Source organism: Streptomyces sp. GSL17-111, from assembly GCF_037911585.1.
Taxonomy (GTDB): domain Bacteria; phylum Actinomycetota; class Actinomycetes; order Streptomycetales; family Streptomycetaceae; genus Streptomyces.
On the sequence record NZ_JBAJNS010000001.1, the window covers coordinates 1,465,074 to 1,483,679 of the forward strand.

Annotated in this window: 11 protein-coding genes; 8 read left to right on the plus strand and 3 right to left on the minus strand. The window is 72.7% G+C overall.

Translation table 11 applies throughout. The features are described from left to right. Positions 1 to 160: 160 nt before the first annotated feature. The 4 genes from glgX to V6D49_RS06220 all read left to right on the plus strand — a co-directional run bounded on the left by glgX (position 161) and on the right by V6D49_RS06220 (position 5,906). Positions 161 to 2,482 carry a glycogen debranching protein GlgX gene (glgX, locus tag V6D49_RS06205; protein ID WP_340557809.1) on the plus strand — a complete coding sequence of 774 codons (2,322 nt, stop codon included), beginning with the start codon at positions 161 to 163 and terminating at the stop codon, positions 2,480 to 2,482. Between the two features lie 122 nt (positions 2,483 to 2,604). Beyond that, positions 2,605 to 2,955, plus strand: coding sequence for a hypothetical protein (locus V6D49_RS06210; RefSeq protein WP_340557811.1), 351 nt, complete (start codon positions 2,605 to 2,607; stop codon positions 2,953 to 2,955). A 78-nt stretch (positions 2,956 to 3,033) separates the two neighbouring features. Continuing rightward, positions 3,034 to 3,690, plus strand: coding sequence for an ABC transporter ATP-binding protein (locus tag V6D49_RS06215; protein ID WP_340557813.1), 657 nt, complete (start codon positions 3,034 to 3,036; stop codon positions 3,688 to 3,690). Between the two features lie 104 nt (positions 3,691 to 3,794). Further along, positions 3,795 to 5,906: a hypothetical protein gene (locus V6D49_RS06220; RefSeq protein ID WP_340557815.1), complete on the plus strand. Its 2,112-nt coding sequence runs from the start codon at positions 3,795 to 3,797 to the stop codon at positions 5,904 to 5,906. Positions 5,907 to 5,956: 50 nt separating this feature from the next. Here V6D49_RS06220 and V6D49_RS06225 read toward each other — a convergent pair whose 3' ends face one another. Beyond that, on the minus strand, positions 5,957 to 6,844 hold the full coding sequence (locus V6D49_RS06225; RefSeq protein WP_340557816.1) for a metal-dependent hydrolase: 888 nt from the start codon (positions 6,842 to 6,844) through the stop codon (positions 5,957 to 5,959). Positions 6,845 to 7,052: 208 nt separating this feature from the next. Between V6D49_RS06225 and V6D49_RS06230 the strand changes: the two genes are divergently transcribed. Then, positions 7,053 to 8,870 (plus strand): ABC transporter ATP-binding protein, encoded by a 1,818-nt coding sequence (locus V6D49_RS06230; RefSeq protein WP_340557818.1) that lies wholly within the window; start codon positions 7,053 to 7,055, stop codon positions 8,868 to 8,870. Then, positions 8,867 to 10,726, plus strand: coding sequence for an ABC transporter ATP-binding protein (locus V6D49_RS06235; protein WP_340557819.1), 1,860 nt, complete (start codon positions 8,867 to 8,869; stop codon positions 10,724 to 10,726). Before V6D49_RS06230 ends, V6D49_RS06235 begins: the two co-directional genes overlap by 4 nt. 22 nt (positions 10,727 to 10,748) lie before the next feature. Here V6D49_RS06235 and V6D49_RS06240 read toward each other — a convergent pair whose 3' ends face one another. Continuing rightward, on the minus strand, positions 10,749 to 11,552 hold the full coding sequence (locus V6D49_RS06240; RefSeq protein ID WP_340557821.1) for an alpha/beta fold hydrolase: 804 nt from the start codon (positions 11,550 to 11,552) through the stop codon (positions 10,749 to 10,751). A 70-nt stretch (positions 11,553 to 11,622) separates the two neighbouring features. Beyond that, positions 11,623 to 14,172 (minus strand): alpha-glucan family phosphorylase, encoded by a 2,550-nt coding sequence (gene glgP / locus V6D49_RS06245; protein ID WP_340557822.1) that lies wholly within the window; start codon positions 14,170 to 14,172, stop codon positions 11,623 to 11,625. A 498-nt stretch (positions 14,173 to 14,670) separates the two neighbouring features. Here glgP and V6D49_RS06250 point away from each other — a divergent pair, with 498 nt between their 5' ends. Both V6D49_RS06250 and treS read left to right on the plus strand, forming a co-directional pair. After that, complete coding sequence (locus tag V6D49_RS06250) at positions 14,671 to 16,716, plus strand: alpha-1,4-glucan--maltose-1-phosphate maltosyltransferase (RefSeq protein WP_340557824.1); 2,046 nt, start codon at positions 14,671 to 14,673, stop codon at positions 16,714 to 16,716. Continuing rightward, on the plus strand, positions 16,703 to 18,526 hold the full coding sequence (gene treS, locus V6D49_RS06255; protein ID WP_340557826.1) for a maltose alpha-D-glucosyltransferase: 1,824 nt from the start codon (positions 16,703 to 16,705) through the stop codon (positions 18,524 to 18,526). Before V6D49_RS06250 ends, treS begins: the two co-directional genes overlap by 14 nt. Positions 18,527 to 18,606: the final 80 nt, after the last annotated feature.

Genomic DNA, 18,606 nt, shown 5'->3' on the forward strand with positions numbered 1-18,606 from the left:
CACAGCCGGGTCCTGCGGTATGTCACCGTTCCGTCCCAAACTCCGAGACCGCCCGGACGTCCGTCGGTCCGGTTGGCGCAATCGACGGTCCTCCGGGGTGAGCGGCGGCGCGAGCGAGGGAAGAATGCGAGGAGACCCACCCGCCGGGGGAGGCCAGCCGATGACGCAGGAGCCGGGGAGCACGGCGCTCGGGGAGCGTGACCGCGAACCGCGCCGCAGCACCGCCGAGCCAGGGCCGGACGGCCGCCGGGCCCCCTCGGTGGGCCGGCACCCGGTGCGCGCGGCGCAGCACGGCGGCACGCGGCGGGACGTCTGGCCGGGCAGCCCCCAGCCGCTCGGCGCGCGGTACCGCAGCGGGCCCGGAGGCGTCCCCGGCACCAACTTCGCCCTGTGGGCCGGCGGCGCCGAACGCGTCGACCTGTGCCTCTTCGACGACGACGGCCGGGAGACGCGGCACCCGCTCACCGAGTTGACGCACGAGATCTGGCACGGCTTCCTCCCCGGCGTCCACCCCGGACAGCGCTACGGCTACCGGGTGCACGGGCGCTGGGACCCCTGGTCCGGCGCCCGCTGGAACCCGGCCAAGCTGCTGCTGGACCCCTACGCCCGCGCGGTGGACGGCGACTTCGCCCTGCCGCCGGAGGTCTACGGGCACGTCCGCGACTGGCCGCACCAGCACCTCGCCGACACCGTGCGCGACGAGCGCGACTCCGCGCCGTTCGTCCCCATGGGCGTCGTCGTGCACGACGGCGCCCCGGCCGGGCCGCCCGGCAGCCCGCCCGACGACGACTGGCGCGACGACCGCCGCCCGAAGACCCCGTGGGCGGACACCGTCCTGTACGAGCTGCACGTGCGCGGGTTCACCATGCGCCACCCCGACGTGCCCGAGCACCTGCGCGGCACCTACGCGGGCCTGGCGCACCCGGCCGCCGTCGACCACCTCTCCCGGCTGGGCGTCACGGCGGTGGAGCTGCTGCCCGTCCACCAGTTCGCGCACGAGGACCACCTGCTGCGGCGCGGCCTGCGCAACTACTGGGGCTACAACTCCATCGGCTACTTCGCCCCGCACGCCGCCTACGCCGCGTCCGGCACGCGCGGTCAGCAGGTGGGCGAGTTCAAGCGCATGGTGCGGGCCCTGCACGCCGCCGGCATCGAGGTCATCCTCGACGTGGTCTACAACCACACCGCCGAAGCAGGCGAGCTCGGACCCATGCTGAGCCTGCGCGGCATCGACAACCGCGGCTACTACCGCCTCGCGGGCGACCCCCGCCGCTACGCCGACTACACCGGCTGCGGCAACACCCTGCACGTCGTACAGCCCCAGGTGCTGCGTCTCATCACCGACTCCCTGCGCTACTGGGTGCAGGAGATGGGCGTCGACGGCTTCCGCTTCGACCTCGCCGCCGCCCTCGCCCGGTCCATGCACGACGTCGACATGCTCTCCCCCTTCCTCGCCGTCATCGCCCAGGACCCGGTGCTGCGCCGCGTCAAGCTCATCGCCGAACCCTGGGACGTCGGCAACGGCGGCTACCAGGTCGGCGCGTTCCCGCCGCTGTGGACGGAGTGGAACGACCGCTACCGCGACGCCGTGCGGGACTTCTGGCGCGGCGCCCTCCCCGACGTCCGCGACCTCGGCTACCGCCTCTCCGGCTCCAGCGACCTCTACGCGTGGGGCGGGCGGCGTCCCTACGCCTCCGTCAACTTCGTCACCGCTCACGACGGATTCACCCTCCGGGACCTGGTCACCTACCACCACAAGCGCAACCTGGCCAACGGCGAGGACAACCGCGACGGCACCTCGGACAACCGCTCCTGGAACTGCGGCGCCGAGGGCGAGAGCTCCGACCCGGACGTCACGGCGCTCCGCCGCCGCCAGCTCCGCAACCTGACGACGACGCTCCTGCTCTCCACCGGCGTCCCCATGCTCGTCGCCGGGGACGAGATGGGCCGCACCCAGGGCGGCAACAACAACGCCTACTGCCAGGACAACGAGACCGGCTGGGTCGACTGGAGCCTGCTGGACGAGCCCGGGTGGCGCGCCCTGTTCGACCTGACGGCCCGGCTGGTCCGACTGCGCCGCGACCACCCCGTCCTGCGCCGCCGGGCCTTCTTCTCCGGCCGTCCCCACGGCCCCGACGGCCTCCGCGACCTGGCCTGGTTCACCCCGCAGGGCACCGAGATGACCGAGACCGACTGGTACGCGCCCGGCGCGACGCTCGGCATGTACCTCTCCGGGCACGACATCCCCAGCCGGGACGAACGCGGGGAACCCGTCACGGACGACAGCTTCCTCGCCGTCCTGCACGCCGGCCCCGAACCGGCCGCCTTCCCCCTCCCCGGCCCGCCCTGGGCGACGGCCTACGAACTCGTCGTCGACACCACGCGCGAGGCCCAGGCCGACGCCCCCGGCACCGTCCACCCGGCGGGCACCCGCGCCGCCCTCCCGCCCCGCTCCCTCCACCTCTACCGCACCCTCCCCTGACCCCGACACCGACGCCGCCCCTCGAACCGGCCACCCGAGCTGTCCGAACCCCCCCCTGGATTCCACCGAGCTTTCCGTGGTCGCCTTACACCATTCATGGAAATGTCAGGAGGGGGAAGACTGTGGTGCACATTCCTGGGAGACGAGTCGGCGTCCTGACCGGGGCATCGATCGCCGTCGGCATAGTCCTTGCCGCTACGCCCGCGTTCGGCTTCACGGCTTGGCAGGGTGACGACAAGGCATACACGACCAACGGTGACCGCCGAGCCGAAGTCTGCGACTGGGAAGCGGACGGGAACCGGGTCAAGGCGCAGTACCGGCGTGACGGCAGCGATACCATCAAGAACTGGTGGAACCAGTTGGGAGACGGTAGCTGTTACCCGACGCCGACAGGCCGCAGCATCAACAAGATGCGTGTCGTCGAGCAGAGGTCCTTCGCCCCGGACGTCTACGGAGCCTGGGCCTATCGGTAATTCCCCGAGGCACGGTCCACTCACAGCGGTGGGCGCGCGCGGCGCGCCCACCGCGTCGCAGGTGTTCGGAGCACAGACGTGAAATCCCCCGCCCTGGTCGTTCGCGGCCTCAGCCATCGGTTCCCCGGCAGAGTCGTGCTGGAGGACGTCGACCTGGACGTGGAGAGAGGGCGTTCGGTAGCCGTCACCGGCCCCTCGGGCACCGGCAAGACGACACTGTTGTCCTGCGTACTCGGACTGATCACTCCCGATCGCGGCTCGATTCTGGTGGCCGGGACGGAGATCACCGGGTTGAGGCGTTCCCGGCTCGCACGGCACCGAGCGCGGCACATCGGGGTGGTCTTCCAGTTCGGTGAGCTGTTGCCGGAGTTGACACCACTGCAGAACGTGACGCTGCCGGCCCTGCTGGCGGGGCACGGTCGCGCGGAAGCACGCACGCGGGGTCTGGCCCTGCTCGACCACCTCGGTGTACCTCACGCCACCGCGACAGGCACGTTGTCGGGAGGCGAACGGCAACGGGTCGCTGTCGCCCGTGCCCTGATCAACAAGCCCGGTCTTCTCCTCGCCGACGAACCGACGGGGTCACTGGACTCGGCGAACCGGGAAACGGTCGCCGACCTCCTCTTCTCCCTGCCGGAACGATGGAGCTGTGCTCTGGTCGTGGTGACCCACGACCAGACGGTGGCGCGTCGCGCGGACCGCGTGATGGATCTCGCTCCGGTGAGGACGGTGTGAGCAGGCACGCGAAAGACGGGCCTCTTTGGCTCCGGCTGTGGCGCGTCGGCCGAGAGGCTGGGGCCGGGGCCCGGGCGTCACGACTGCGAAGTACGGCCCTGTTCGTGGCCACTGTGGCTCTCGCCACCGGCCTGACCTCCCTCGTCACCACGGTGGCGGCCTACAGCGCGCAGGAGGAGATCGACCGAGCCCGGGCGCCCCGCATGCTGCACGCCTATCCGGACGAGAGGCCGGTCGGCCACTGGTACGAGTCGGGCAACGACATCACCGGGTACGCACAGCACACCGTCGTCCTCCTGGCGCCTCTCGACGCCGAGGCCGCTCCGCCACCCGGGTTGCCCCGCTGGCCGCAGCCGGGGGAAGCCTTCCTCTCCCCCGCCCTGCTCAGCGCGGGGGAGTCGGTCGGCATACGGCACCGTTACGGAGACTTCGCGGGAGTCATCGCACGGCCCGGCCTGACGAATCCCCTGGAACGGCTCGCCTATGTGCGTCCCGCCGAGGGAGCGGCGTCCTTCGAACCGGCCGACCGCGTCAGCGGATTCGGCGTAGCGGGCGACGTTCCGTACCGCTCGTTCGGAGACGCCGCCGTCGCCTACGACTCCGGCACCCTGGTCTCGGCCCTCGCCGGGTTCGTCCTCCTGCCCATCGCCGTACTGATCGTCATCGCCTGCCGCGTGGACGCCGACGCACGCGACCGTCGGAACAGAGTGCTGGAGACTCTGGGTGGCGCATGGCGTCACCGGGCACTCGTCAACCTCGGGGAGGCCGGTGGGGCGGTGTCGATCGGTGCTGTGGCGGGGGTGGCACCGGCTTGCGTGGGGCTGCTGTGGGATGTCACCGTCCCGGTTGTGGGGTACCCGCTGACGGCCGCAGGCCTGCGAGCGGCGTGGTGGATGTACCTTCTCGTCCCCGGGGTGTCCGTCCTCGTGGTCCTCGCCTCCGTGGTGCTCCTCCACCGCAGCCGGAAGGTGGGCCCTCTCCGAACACCGGAGCGGCCGAGCCGTAGGTGGATGGTCTGCCTTCCGCTCGGCGTCCTGATCGCCATGCCGTCCGATCTGACGCCGTTCGCTGCTGATCTCCGGGTGAGCCTGGGCCAGTACGTCCTCGGGCTCTCGCTCGTCCTCGTCGCGCTGCCCTCGCTGATCGCCGCTGCCATGGCCCTGCTAGGCCGTCTGCTCGCCCAGGCCGCCGAACGAGCGGGACGCGCGGGGGTGCTGGTGGCCGGCCAGTGGACACGTGCCCACCCGGGCGTGACCGCGCGTACCGTCGCTGCGGCCGTCGTCTCCCTCGTCCTCGTCACGCAGGTCCATCTCTGGACCTCGCGCACGTCTGGAGAGGCCGAGGCTGCCGCAGCGACGCTGCAGCGCATCGGTACGAGCATCAACCTCGTCCGCACCGGACCGCTCACCGAGCAGGATCTGCGTGACTTCCGCGAGGCACTGCCCGACCAGCACGTCCTCATGCTCCTCCAGCGACCCGACCCGCGTCAGCCGACGGAGCTGCGCGGTGACTGTTCGGCGCTGGACGCCCTAGGGCAACCCTGCCGCAGCGGCCTGTCCGATCTCGCCGTCGTCGAAGGCACGCAGGCGGTCGAGCTACAACGCTGGACGGGTGGGCGCGCGGGCCTCCTCGTGCGGCGGGCTCCGCTCACGGACTACGCCGTCGCCTCACGTGCGGAGGACAGCGAGGTCCAGTGGAGCCTGCTCACCGTGGCGGACCCCGACAACGACGCGGCGTCCGCGCAGGTGAACCGCGCGGCCTACGCATACCTCGGTATGGGGCCCGTCATCACCGGGCTCGGGGGCGACGCGCTCGCCGGAATGCTCCAGTACGAGAGCTACGGCCGGTGGATCGCCCTGCTCGGAGGCACCGGCCTGGTCGTGCTCCTGGGCGCGTCGGTCATCAGCTCGCTCAACGAGTTCCGGGCCTTCAGCGCACGGCTCGCCCCCGTCGGCGTCCTCAGCGGAGGGCGTGGATTCCTCCGGGAGACGTCGTGGTGGTACCTGGCGCCCCCGCTGCTCCTGGCGGCGCCCTTCTCCGTGGCCGCCGCGTGGTACATGTCCGAGCCGGTCACCCGGGGTACGGGGACCTCGATGTCCCCGTACCTCGCATCCGTCGGCGCACTGAGCTGCGTACTCCTCGCCGCGCTGACCGCCGCGTTCGGTTCCCGGAACGCCTCGGTCACCGCGACGCGCTGGCGTCCGGGCATCGACTGACGGTGCCTCCCGTCCGCGCCGGACATCGCCTGACGGTACCGGTGGAGGGGTCAGGGGGTCACGTGGGTGTGGACGGTCAGCTCGGCGGGGGACAGGTCGAGCGTGACGGTGACGGAGCCGAGGTCGGCCGTCGAGGCGACGTGGGTGCCCCCGCACGGGATGCGCGCCGCGCCGCCCGGGAGTGCACAGGTCCACCAGCGGCGGGCGTCCAGGTGACGCTCCTCGCGTTCGACGCGGGCCGCTCCACCGGCCGCGATCCACTCGGCCACCCGTGTGTTCACGGCGTGCTGGACCGCGTCCAGGCGTTCGGCCAGGGCGGTCGCGGAGAAGCCGGACTTGCGCAGCGACTTGCCGAGCCGGTACGTGTCCACGCTGCCGTGGGGCTCGATGCGGGAGGTGGTGATGGCGCTCTGGTCGAAGTCGGGGTGGCCGAGGCAGTCCACCCGGCGGGGCTGCTTGGACCACAGGTCCGCCAGTTCCTCGTTGAGGGCGAGCGCGACGAGGTGGCAGGCGGAGTGACCGGCGCTCAGGCCCGCGCGGTACTCCCCGTCGACGGCCAGCTCGACGTCCTGCCCGACGACGGGGGCGGCGGCGTCGCTGACCGGGCCGAGCACGTGGACGGCCACGAACGACCACTCCGGGTCCCCGCGGCGGACGGGAACGGCATCCGCCAGGAGCAGTCCGTCGTCCCCGGGGCCGACGGCGCCGGTCAGGGCGTCGACCACCGGGTGGGACGTGCCGCCGAAGGACACGGTCCCCCGGTCGGCGGGCTGGTCGGGCCAGGTGTGGTCCAGGGGGTGGAACGGGGTGCGGTCCGTGACCAGCAGCAGCCTGCCGTCCTGGTCGCGGTCGACGAGCTGGACGCGGGCCGTCGCCCGCAGGGTGCCGTCCGGAAAGAGCACCTCGGTGGCAGGCAGCCGGATGGTGGTCGAAGTCATCGGTGTTCAGCGTCTCCTTGGGGGACGGGTGCACGGGGCGAGCCGCCGTCGGGACGGGGCCCCACCGCACCACATCATGCCGCCTCGCCGGGGCCGGTGCGACGGGGTTCGGGGGCGGGCGGAGCGGGGGGCCTAGGGCTCGGGACCGAGTGGGGACCGGGCGGAATACGCATGCGCGTGTCAGCACCCATCCGTACGATCGGTGCTGATGAGTGCCGTGGAGAACCTTTCGGTGTCCGGCCCGGGTAAGCGGTCGGCGGTGCGGTCGCTGCTGCGGCTGTGGCCCTATGTACGGCCGGTGCGGGCGCGCTTCGGGACGGCGGCGGCCGTGGCGGTCGTCGCGTCCTGCACCGGTCTGATCGTCCCGCTCGTGCTCAAGTGGATCATCGATGGGCCGGTGGCCGCGCGGGACACCGCCGGGGTGTGGTGGGGCGGCGCGTTGCTGCTGGCCGTCGGCGTGGCCGAGGCGGCCCTGTTCGGCCTGCGGCGCTGGCTCGTGGCCCGGCCGCTCGCCGGGGTCGAGGCGGCGATGCGCGCCGACCTGTACCAGCGTCTGCAGCGCCTGCCGGTCGCCTTCCACGACCGCTGGTCCAGCGGCCAGTTGCTGTCGCGGGCCACGGCGGACCTGAACCTGCTGCGGCTGTTCCTCGTGTTCCCGCTGACGTTCCTCCTCGTCAACGGCGTCACGATCCTGGTCGGCTGCGTGATCCTGCTGGCGCAGGACTGGGTGCTGGGGCTGATCGTGCTGGCTCCGGTGCCGCCGCTGATCGTGCTGTGCACGGTCTTCAGCCGCCGCTACGCGGGCGCCGCCCGCACGGCGCAGGACCAGGTGGGGGATCTGACGACCGGGGTCGAGGAGTCGGTGCTCGGCATCCGGATCATCAAGGGTTTCGGCCGGCACCGCAGCCAGGCCCGCGCCTTCCGCGCCCTGTCGGAGCGGCTGATGGGCACGGAGTTGCACAAGGCGCGGCTGCTCGGCGTGGTGTGGGGGCTGATCCTCGCCGTCCCCGAGCTGGCGCTGGGGACGGCGCTGGTGCTGGGCACGGTGCAGGTGGCGGACGGCGCGCTGTCGGCGGGCACGCTCGTGGCCTTCCTCTCGACGGCGCTCGCGCTGCGCTGGCCGGTGGAGTCGATCGGGTTCCTGCTGGCGATGAGCAACGAGGCGGCGGGCGCCGCCGACCGGTACTTCGAGGTCATGGACGAGCCGGTGCCGCCGGAGGCGAGTGGCGCCCATCCCGCCCCCGCCGGTGGGCGCTCCGGGGACGGGCTGCGCTTCGAGGGCGTGCGGTTCCGCTACCCGGACGCCGATCCCGCCGCGCCGCCGGTGCTGGACGGGGTGGAGCTGCACGTGCGCACCGGGGAGACCGTGGCCCTGGTGGGGGCGACGGGCTGCGGGAAGACGACGCTGACGGCCCTGGTCCCCCGGCTGCACGAGGTGACGGACGGCCGGATCACCCTCGACGGCGTCGACGTCGCCGCCCTGCCGCGCGCCGAGGTGCGCGAGCGGGTGGCGGTCGCCTTCGAGGAGCCGACGCTGTTCTCCGCCTCGGTGCGGGAGAACGTCCTGATGGGTGCACCCGGGGCGGCCGACGAGGAGCTGTGGCGGGCGCTGCGGGTGGCGCAGGCCGACGGGTTCGTGGCCGCGCTGCCCGCCGGGGCGGACACCGAGGTGGGCGAGCAGGGGCTGAGCCTGTCGGGCGGCCAGCGGCAGCGTCTCGCGCTGGCCCGGGCCGTGGTGGGACGGCCGCGCTTCCTGGTGCTGGACGATCCGCTGTCGGCGCTGGACGTGCACACCGAGGCGAAGGTGGAGGCGGCGCTGCGGAAGGTGCTGGCGACGACGACGGCGCTGGTGGTGGCCCACCGGCCGTCGACGGTGCTGCTCGCCGACCGGGTGGCCCTGCTCTCGCGGGGACGGATCGCGGCGGTGGGGACGCACGAGGAACTGCTGGCGGCCAGTGCGGAGTACCGCCGTCTGATGGCCGGTGACGAGGCCCGGGACGACGTGGCCCGGGAAGGAGCGCTGTGACGACGGTTTCGACGAGCACGCCCCCGAGCGGACCCGAGGGGCCCCCGGAGGCGAAGGCGCCCGAGCCCGACCCGTTCGACCGGGACGTGCTTCCGGCCCCCGAGAACGCCGCGCGCACGCTGCTGCGTTCGCTGCTCGGGCCGCACCGGGCGCGGGTGGTCGTCGCCGCGCTCCTGCTGCTGACCCAGCAGGCGGCCGTCCAGGGCGGGCCGCTGCTCGTGGCGTTCGCGATCGACGACGCCGTGCCCGCGCTGCGCGAGGGCAGCAACGGCCCGCTGGTCGCGGTGGCCGTCGGGTACGCGGTGTGCGCGCTGGCGGCGGGCGGCCTCCAGTACGCGTTCATCGGGGCGTCGGCGCGGATCAACCAGTCGGTGCTGCTGGAGCTGCGCGAACGCATCTACCGGCACGCGCAGGTGCTGAGCGTGGACTTCCACGACCGCTACACCTCCGGGCGGCTCATCTCGCGGGCCACGACGGACGTCGAGGCGTTGCGGGAGCTGCTGAACGAGGGGCTGCGGGAGCTGCTGGGCGTCTTCGTCTCGGTGGCCTACATCGGCGTGCTGCTGCTCTACCTGGACCTCGGTCTGGGGGCGGCGGCCTTCGCGTCGTTCGTGCCGCTGTATCTGCTGGTGCGCAACTTCCAGCTGCGTTCGGTGCGGGTGTACCGCAAGCGGTCGACGGCGATCGCGGGCGTCATCGTGAAGTTCGCGGAGACGCTGAACGGCATCCGCCCGGTGAAGTCCTTCCGGCGGGAGCGGGCGAACGACGCGGTGTTCCGGCGGCTCAACGAGGACCACCTGCGGACCAACGGCGACGCGATCCTGGAGATGGCGCGCTACGTCGTCTGCTCCCGGCTGACGGCGAACGTCGCCATCGCAGCGATCGTGGTGTGGGGCGCGTACCGGGTCGCGGACGGGACGCTGGCCCTCGGTGCGCTCGCGGCGGCGGCCCTGTACGTCCGCCGGCTGTACGACCCGATCGACCGGCTGGGCATGTTCCTGAACTCCTACCAGGCGGCGGCGGCCTCGCTGGAGAAGATCGCCGGTCTGCTGGCCCAGACGCCGGGCGTGCCCGAGCCCGTGCGTCCGCGCGGGCTGCCCGAGGCGCGGGGCGCGGGCCCGGGCCGGGCGGTGGTGTTCGAGGGGGTCAGCTTCGGCTACCGGACGGGCGGCGAGATCCTGCCCGTCTTCGACCTGACGATCCCGGCCGGTCAGACGGTGGCCGTGGTGGGCGCGACGGGAGCGGGCAAGTCGACGCTGGCCAAGCTGCTGGCCCGCTTCTACGACCCGACGGCCGGGCGGGTGCTGCTGGACGGCACGGACCTGCGGGACCTGTCGGTGCGCGAACTGCGCCGGGGCGTGGTGATGGTGACGCAGGAGGCGTTCCTGTTCTCCGGCACGGTCGCGGAGAACATCGCGCTGGGACGGCCGGACGCGACGCGCGCGGAGATCGAGCAGGCGGCCAGGGCCATCGGCGCGCACGAGTTCATCGCGGAGCTGCCGGAGGGGTACGACACGGACGTGCGCAAGCGCGGCGGTCGGATCTCGGCGGGCCAGCGGCAGCTGGTGTCGTTCGCACGCGCCCTGCTGGCGGACCCGGCGGTGCTGATCCTCGACGAGGCGACGTCGTCGCTGGACGTGCCCGGGGAACAGGCGGTGCAGCGGGCGATGCACACGGTGCTCGGCGACCGGACGGCCGTCGTCATCGCGCACCGGCTCTCCACGGTGGAGGTCGCGGACCGGGTGCTGGTGATGGCGGACGGCCGGATCGTCGAGGACGGCACGCCGACTCAGCTCCTCTCGGGCGGCGGCCGGTTCGCGCAGCTGCACGAGGCGTGGCGGGACAGTCTGACCTGAGGGACGCCCCACCTCCGGGCCGTCAGCAGAGGGCCCGCCCGGCCGCCTCCCGGATCGCGGCGGCCAGGGCCCGGGGCGCCGTCCGGTGGGCGGTGTGCCCGTGCCCGGCCAGGGTGACGACGCGGGCGTCCGGCAGGGCGGCCGCCAGGTCGGCCAGGCGGTCGCGCAGCCGGGCCGGGCTGCGGTCACCCTCCACCAGCGTGGTCGGCACGTCGAGTCGCCGGAAGCGCTCGACGCCCGTCCCCAGGGCGTCGAGCGCCGCGATGTCGGCGAGCCCGGCCGCGAGTCCCGGCCTCGGCGACATCGGCCTGCGCACCGCCGCGAGCAGCCGCTCGACCCGCTCCGCCGGCTCCTGGGCGATGTCCCGCAGGTGGATGCGCAGGGCCTGTTCGGGTTCCCCGGCGGCCAGGGCCGCACGGGCGCGGCGGGCCGCCTCCCCTCCCACGAGCGCCCGGGTGGGCAGCGGCGGTTCGTAGAGGACCAGACCCGCCGCGACGCCCGGTGACCGCAACGCGGTCTCCAGCGCGGCGACCGCGCCCGAGGAGTGCCCGACGAGGACGAGGGGCCCGGTCAGCAGCCGGGCGATCGCGAGGACGTCCGCCGCCTCCACCGCCATGGAGTGCGTCGCCGGAGCGTTCGCGCCGGGGGCGTAGAGGCGGCGGGCGATCCGGACCACCCGGAAGTGGCCGGTCAGCGCGGGGAGGACGGCGTCCCAGGAGGCGGGGCTCTCGCCACCGCCGTGCACGAGGAGCAGCGTCGGCCCCCGGCCGTCGTCGAGCGCGGTGAGCGGCGTTCCGTCGGCGGACGTCGTGCGGAGTTCGGCCATGCGCACCAGTGTGCGGCGCGGCCCGCCGGAGCCGTCCACCGGCCGTCCTCGGCCGGTGGACGGCTTGGCGTCAGCGCATCAGGACGCCGGACTCGGCGGAGGCGGCGGAGGCGGGCGGGAGCGCCGCCAGGCCGAGCTCCGTGGGCCCGGCGAGGAGCGGGTGCGTGGGCAGGACGCGGACGGTGTAGCCGAACGGTCCCGTCCGGTCGAGGGCCAGCTCCCCCTCGTAGAGCCGGCTGCCGCCGAGGTCGGGGCGTCCGGCCGGCTTGAGGACGACGGTCTCGGGGTCGGTGATGGTGTCGTTGTGGTCCACCCGGCCGGTCACGGCCTGCACCTCCACCTCCCCCGGCTCCAGCCCGCCGAGGGTGACGCGGACGCGGAGGGTGAGGCAGCCGCCCAGTTCGAGGGAGTCGGACGCGGGCCCGGCGGCCTCGACGTGGTCGACGCGCACCTGCGGCCACTCGGTGCGCACGCGGTCCTTCCACGCCGCGAGCCCCGCCGAGGCGCTGGGCTCGGCCGCCGGGTCCAGCGCGCGGTGCGCGTGGGCGGCGGGCGCGTAGAGCCGCTGCGTGTAGTCGCGGACCATCCGCTCGGCCAGCACCTTCGGGCCGAGCCGGGTGAGCGTCCGGCGGATCATCTCCAGCCAGCGGTCGGGGTGGTCGTAGAAGCAGGGGGTGACCTGCTCCTCCAGAACGGAGTAGAGCGCGGCGGCCTCGATGGCGTCCCGGCGGTCGGGGTCGGCTCCGGGGCCGTCGGCGGTGGGGATGGTCCAGCCGAAGTCCGGCTCGTACCACTCGTCCCACCAGCCGTCGAGCACGGAGAGGTTGAGGCCGCCGTTGAGCGCGGACTTCATGCCGCTGGTGCCGCACGCCTCCAGCGGACGCAGCGGGTTGTTGAGCCAGACGTCGCAGCCCGGGTAGAGCTTCTGCGCCATGGCCATGCCGTAGTCGGGCAGGAAGACGATCCGGTGGCGCACCCGGACGTCGTCGGCGAAGCGCACGAGTTCCTGGATGAGCCGCTTGCCGCCGTCGTCGGCCGGGTGCGCCTTGCCGGCGACGACGAGCTGGACGGGCCGGTCAGGGTCGAGGAGCAGGTTCCGCAGCCGGTCGCGGTCGCGCAGCATGAGGGTGAGGCGCTTGTAGGAGGGGACGCGCCGGGCGAAGCCCAGGGTGAGGACGTCGGGATCGAGGACGTGGTCGATCCAGCCCAGCTCGGCTCGGGCGGCGCCGCGTTCGCGCCACGCGTCGTGGAGCCGCCGGCGCACCTCCTCGACGAGCTGTTCGCGCAGCGTGCGGCGCAGGTCCCACAGCTCGCCGTCGGAGAGCCTCGGCGCCCGGTCGGTGACCTCGGGGGCGACCCAGGTGGGGGCGTGGACGCCGTTGGTGATGGAGGTGATGGGCACCTCGGCGGCGTCGAACCCGGGCCACAGCCCGGCGAACATCTGCCGGCTGACGTCCCCGTGCAGGGTGGAGACGCCGTTGGCCCGCTGGGCGAGCCGCAGCCCCATCAGGGCCATGTTGAACAGCTCGGGGTCGCCGCCGGGGGCGGTCTCGGTGCCGAGGGCCAGGACGTCGGCCGGTTCGACGCCGGGGAGTTCGCCGTCGTCGCCGAAGTAGCGCGCGACGAGGTCGCGGTCGAAGCGGTCGATGCCCGCCGGGACGGGGGTGTGGGTGGTGAAGACGGTCCCGGCGCGGACGGCCTCCAGCGCGGCGTCGAACGGCAGGCCCGCGTCGCTCAGCTCGCGGATGCGTTCGAGGCCGAGGAACCCGGCGTGGCCCTCGTTGGTGTGGAAGACCTCCGGCTCCGGGTGCCCGGTCAGGCGGCAGTAGGCCCGCACCGCGCGGACGCCGCCGATGCCGAGGAGCATCTCCTGGAGCAGCCGCTGCTCCCGGCCGCCCCCGTAGAGGCGGTCGGTGACGTCGCGTTCGCCGGGCGCGTTGTCCTCGACGTCGGAGTCGAGCAGCAGCAGCGGGACGCGGCCGACGCGGGCCAGCCAGACGTGGGCGTGCAGCGCCCGGCCGCCGGGGAGGGTGAGGACGACGTCGACGGGCGCGCCGTCCGGTTCGCGCAGCAGCTCCAGGGGCAGCTCGTCGGGGTCGAGCACCGGGTAGCTCTCCTGCTGCCAGCCGTCGCGGGAGAGGGACTGCCGGAAGTAGCCGTGCCGGTAGAGCAGTCCGACGCCGACGAGGGGGGCGCCGAGGTCGCTGGCCGCCTTCAGGTGGTCCCCGGCGAGGATGCCGAGGCCGCCGGAGTACTGGGGCAGCGCGGCGGTGATGCCGAACTCGGGCGAGAAGTAGGCAATGGCGGCGGGCAGCTCGTCGTCGGCGCTCTGGTACCAGCGCGGCTCGGTCAGGTAGTCGTTCAGATCGCCTGCGCCCAGTTTGAGCCGCCGCAGGAAGCGGCGGTCCTGGGCGAGTTCCGCGAGCCGGCCGGCCGACACGGACCCGAGGAGCCGCAGCGGGTCGCCGCCGGCCGCCCGCCAGCCCTCCGGATCGGCGTACCGGAACAGCTCGCGGGTCTCGGGGTGCCAGGACCAGCGCAGGTTGCGCGCCAGGTCGCCGAGGGGTCGTAGGGACTCGGGAAGGACGGGACGTACGGAGAAACGACGAATGGCCTTCACGGTTCGACCGTAGCCGGGCGGCACGGGGGATCGCGCGGGCGCGCGGGCGTTTGCGCGCCGAGTCCACCCGTCTCACGCCCTGTCTGCGCCCCGTGTGCGCCGGTCGCACACCCGAAGACGCCCCGGTGCGCCGTCCGTGGCGGCCGGGGTGGCTGTGGTGGCCGCGGGGGGTGCCGAGCCCGCCGCCCGGCCGCGAAACGCCCGGCCACACCGGCCACCCGAAAGGACGCGGGGGCCGTCCGGGCGGCGGGCGGGGGCGTTCCCCCGACCGGAGGACGCCGCTGATCACGCTCAGTTGGCGCATACCTACGAGTAGTTCACCTTTTCGGGGTAAGCGAGGGGAACGGGTGGGCAGGTAATCCACCTGCGCGACGAGACCCCCGGCCGAGTGAACGCGGACAGGAGCGGTCATGCCCGCACGGCCTCCTGGACCCGCAAAGCGGATACAAAGTACGAACGCCCTCTTTGCTCCCGATATCGACCACAGGTGAGAGCCCCATGATCGGTCGCATTCCCGTCCTGGACGTCCAACCGCTTGTCGAGTGCGGGCGCCGGCCCGCGAAGGCGGTGGTCGGCGAGACTTTCCAGGTGTCCGCCACCGTCTTCCGGGAGGGGCACGACGCGGTGGCCGCCAACGTCGTCCTGCGCGACCCGACCGGGCGGGGCGGCCCGTACACGCCGATGCGCGAGCTGGCCCCCGGCACCGACCGCTGGGGTGCGGAGGTGACGCCGGACGCCGAGGGCCGCTGGACGTTCGTGGTGGAGGCGTGGAGCGACCCCGTCGGTACGTGGCTGCACCACGCCGGCGTCAAGGTGCCCGCGCGGGTCGACGTCGAGCTGACCTTCGCCGAAGGGGCCCAGCTGCTGGAGAAGGCGGCGGCCGAGGTGCCCAAGAGCGAGGGCCGGGCCGTCGTGCTGGACGTCGTGGACGCCCTGCGCAACACCGCGCTCAGCGACGCGCGACGGCTCGCCGCCGCCCAGCACGAGGAGCTGGCCGAGGTGCTGCGACGGCACCCGCTGCGGGAGCTGGTCACCGCCTCGCGGTCGATGCCGGTGCAGGTGGAGCGGCGCCGGGCGCTCGTCGGCTCCTGGTACGAGCTCTTCCCCCGCTCCGAGGGCGCCGTCGTCGGTCCCGACGGCGAGCCGCAGCGCTCCGGGACGCTGCGCACCGCCGCGGAACGGCTCCCGGCCGTGGCCGCGATGGGCTTCGACGTCGTGTACCTGCCGCCCATCCATCCCATCGGGTCCTCCTACCGCAAGGGACGCAACAACACCCTGGAGCCCGGCCCGCGCGACGTGGGCTCGCCGTGGGCCATCGGCTCCGCCGAGGGCGGGCACGACGCCATCCACCCCGACCTCGGCACCTTCGCCGACTTCGCCCACTTCGTGGAGACGGCGCGGGACCTGCGCATGGAGGTCGCCCTGGACTTCGCGCTCCAGGCCTCCCCGGACCACCCGTGGGTCACCGAACATCCCGAGTGGTTCCGCAAACGGGCCGACGGCACCATCGCCCACGCCGAGAACCCGCCGAAGAAGTACCAGGACATCTACCCGATCCACTTCGACAACGGCCTCAAGGCCTACCGGGGCCTGGTGAACGAGACGCAGCGGGTGCTGCGCTTCTGGATGGAACAGGGCGTGCGCATCTTCCGCGTCGACAACCCGCACACCAAGCCCGTGCGCTTCTGGGAGAAGGTGATCACCGAGATCAACCGCACCGACCCGGACGTCATCTTCCTCGCCGAGGCGTTCACCCGTCCCGCCATGATGCGGGCGCTCGCCCAGATCGGCTTCCAGCAGTCGTACACCTACTTCACCTGGCGCAACGACAAACGCGAGCTGACGGAGTACCTGACGGAGCTGTCGCAGGAGACGGCCGCCTACATGCGGCCCAACCTCTTCGTCAACACGCCCGACATCCTGCACGCGTACCTCCAGCACGGCGGGCGCGCGGCCTTCGAGGTGCGGGCGGTGCTCGCGGCCACCCTCTCCCCCACCTGGGGGGTCTACGCGGGCTACGAGCTGTGCGAGAGCACGGCGGTGAAGGAGGGCAGCGAGGAGTACCTGAACTCGGAGAAGTACGAGCTGCGCCCCCGCGACTGGGCGGCCGCCGAACGGGAAGGACGCTCGATCACGCCGCTGATCACGACACTGAACCGGCTGCGCCGCCGGCACCCGGCGCTGCAGCAGCTCCGCTCGCTGCACTTCCACCGGACGAACAACGACCAGATCATCGCCTACTCCAAGCGCAGCATCGAGCCCTACGCCGACTCAGTGCTGGTCGTGGTGAACCTCGATCCGTACCACACCCACGAAGCGACCGTGTCGTTGGATATGGGGAAGCTCGGGCTGACCGCCGCTCAGGAACGCGGCGCCGAGCTCTTCCCGGTGCGCGACGAGCTCACCGGCGAGACCTACCACTGGGGCAGGGACAACTACGTGCGGCTGGAGCCTGGACGACCCGGTTCACCGGCACCCGCGCACGTCCTGACCCTGCGACCGTCCTCACCGACCGGAGGGTCACCCAACGATGAGCGTCAATGAGCCCGTCCCCGACACCTTCGAGGACACACCCGCGAAGGACCGCGATCCCGAGTGGTTCAAACGAGCCGTCTTCTACGAAGTCCTGGTCCGCTCGTTCCAGGACAGCAACGGTGACGGCATCGGGGACCTGAAGGGTCTCACCGCCAAGCTCGACTACCTGCAATGGCTGGGGGTCGACTGCCTGTGGCTGCCGCCGTTCTTCAAGTCGCCCCTGCGCGACGGCGGCTACGACGTCTCGGACTACACCTCCGTCCTCCCGGAGTTCGGCGACCTCGCCGACTTCGTGGAGTTCGTCGACGCCGCCCACCAGCGCGGCATCCGCGTCATCATCGACATGGTGATGAACCACACCAGCGACCAGCACGAGTGGTTCCAGCAGTCCCGCACGGACCCGGACGGGCCCTACGGCGACTACTACGTCTGGGCGGACGACGACAAGCGGTACGCCGACGCGCGCATCATCTTCGTCGACACCGAGCAGTCCAACTGGACTTTCGACCCGGTACGGAAGCAGTACTACTTCCACCGGTTCTTCTCCCACCAGCCGGACCTCAACTACGAGAACCCGACGGTGCAGGAGGAGATGATCTCCGCCCTGCGGTTCTGGCTCGACCTCGGCATCGACGGCTTCCGGCTGGACGCCGTGCCGTACCTGTACGCCGAGGAGGGCACCAACTGCGAGAACCTGCCCGCCTCGCACGACTTCCTCAAGCGCGTGCGGGCCGAGATCGACGCCCACTACCCGGACACCGTGCTGCTCGCCGAGGCCAACCAGTGGCCGGAGGACGTCGTCGACTACTTCGGCGACTACGCCAAGGGCGGCGACGAGTGCCACATGGCGTTCCACTTCCCCGTCATGCCGCGCATCTTCATGGCGGTGCGGCGGGAGTCCCGCTACCCCGTCTCGGAGGTCCTGGCCAAGACCCCGGCCATCCCCTCCGGGTGCCAGTGGGGCATCTTCCTCCGCAACCACGACGAGCTGACCCTCGAAATGGTGACGGACGAGGAGCGGGACTACATGTACGCCGAGTACGCCAAGGACCCGCGTATGCGGGCCAACATCGGCATCCGGCGACGCCTGGCCCCCCTGCTCGACAACGACCGCAACCAGATCGAGCTGTTCACCGCCCTGCTGCTGTCCCTGCCGGGCTCGCCGATCCTCTACTACGGCGACGAGATCGGCATGGGCGACAACATCTGGCTCGGCGACCGGGACGCCGTGCGCACGCCGATGCAGTGGACGCCGGACCGCAACTCCGGCTTCTCCTCCTGCGATCCGGGTCGGCTGTTCCTCCCGGCGATCATGGACCCGGTCTACGGGTACCAGGTCACCAACGTCGAGGCGTCGATGAGTTCGCCGTCCTCGCTGCTGCACTGGACCCGCCGCATGGTGGAGATCCGCAAGCAGAACCCGGCGTTCGGGCTCGGCGACTACACCGAACTGCCCTCCACCAACCCGGCCGTCCTCGCGTTCCTCAGGGAGGTGCGGCTGCCCAGCGGCGAGGAGGACCTGGTGATGTGCGTCAACAACTTCTCCCGCTTCCCGCAGCCCACCGAGCTGGACCTGCGGACGTGGCGGGGCATGCACCCGGTGGAGCTGATCGGCGGGGTCCGCTTCCCGGCGATCGGTGACCTGCCGTACCTGCTGACGCTGGCGGGGCACGGGTTCTACTGGTTCCGGCTGCGCCGTCGGCCCACCCCCGAGACGGCTCCGGAGCTGACCCGCTCCGCCGAGTCGGTGCCCCCGGCCGCGCCGGTCGGGCCGGAGTACCCCGGCCCCCCGGTCCGTCCCACCTCCCCCCTGCGCTGACGGCGCGACAGGTGCACCCCCAGGGCGGCCCGGCGGGTTTCCCCCGGGCCGCCCCGGGCACATGGAGAAGGACCTGTGCG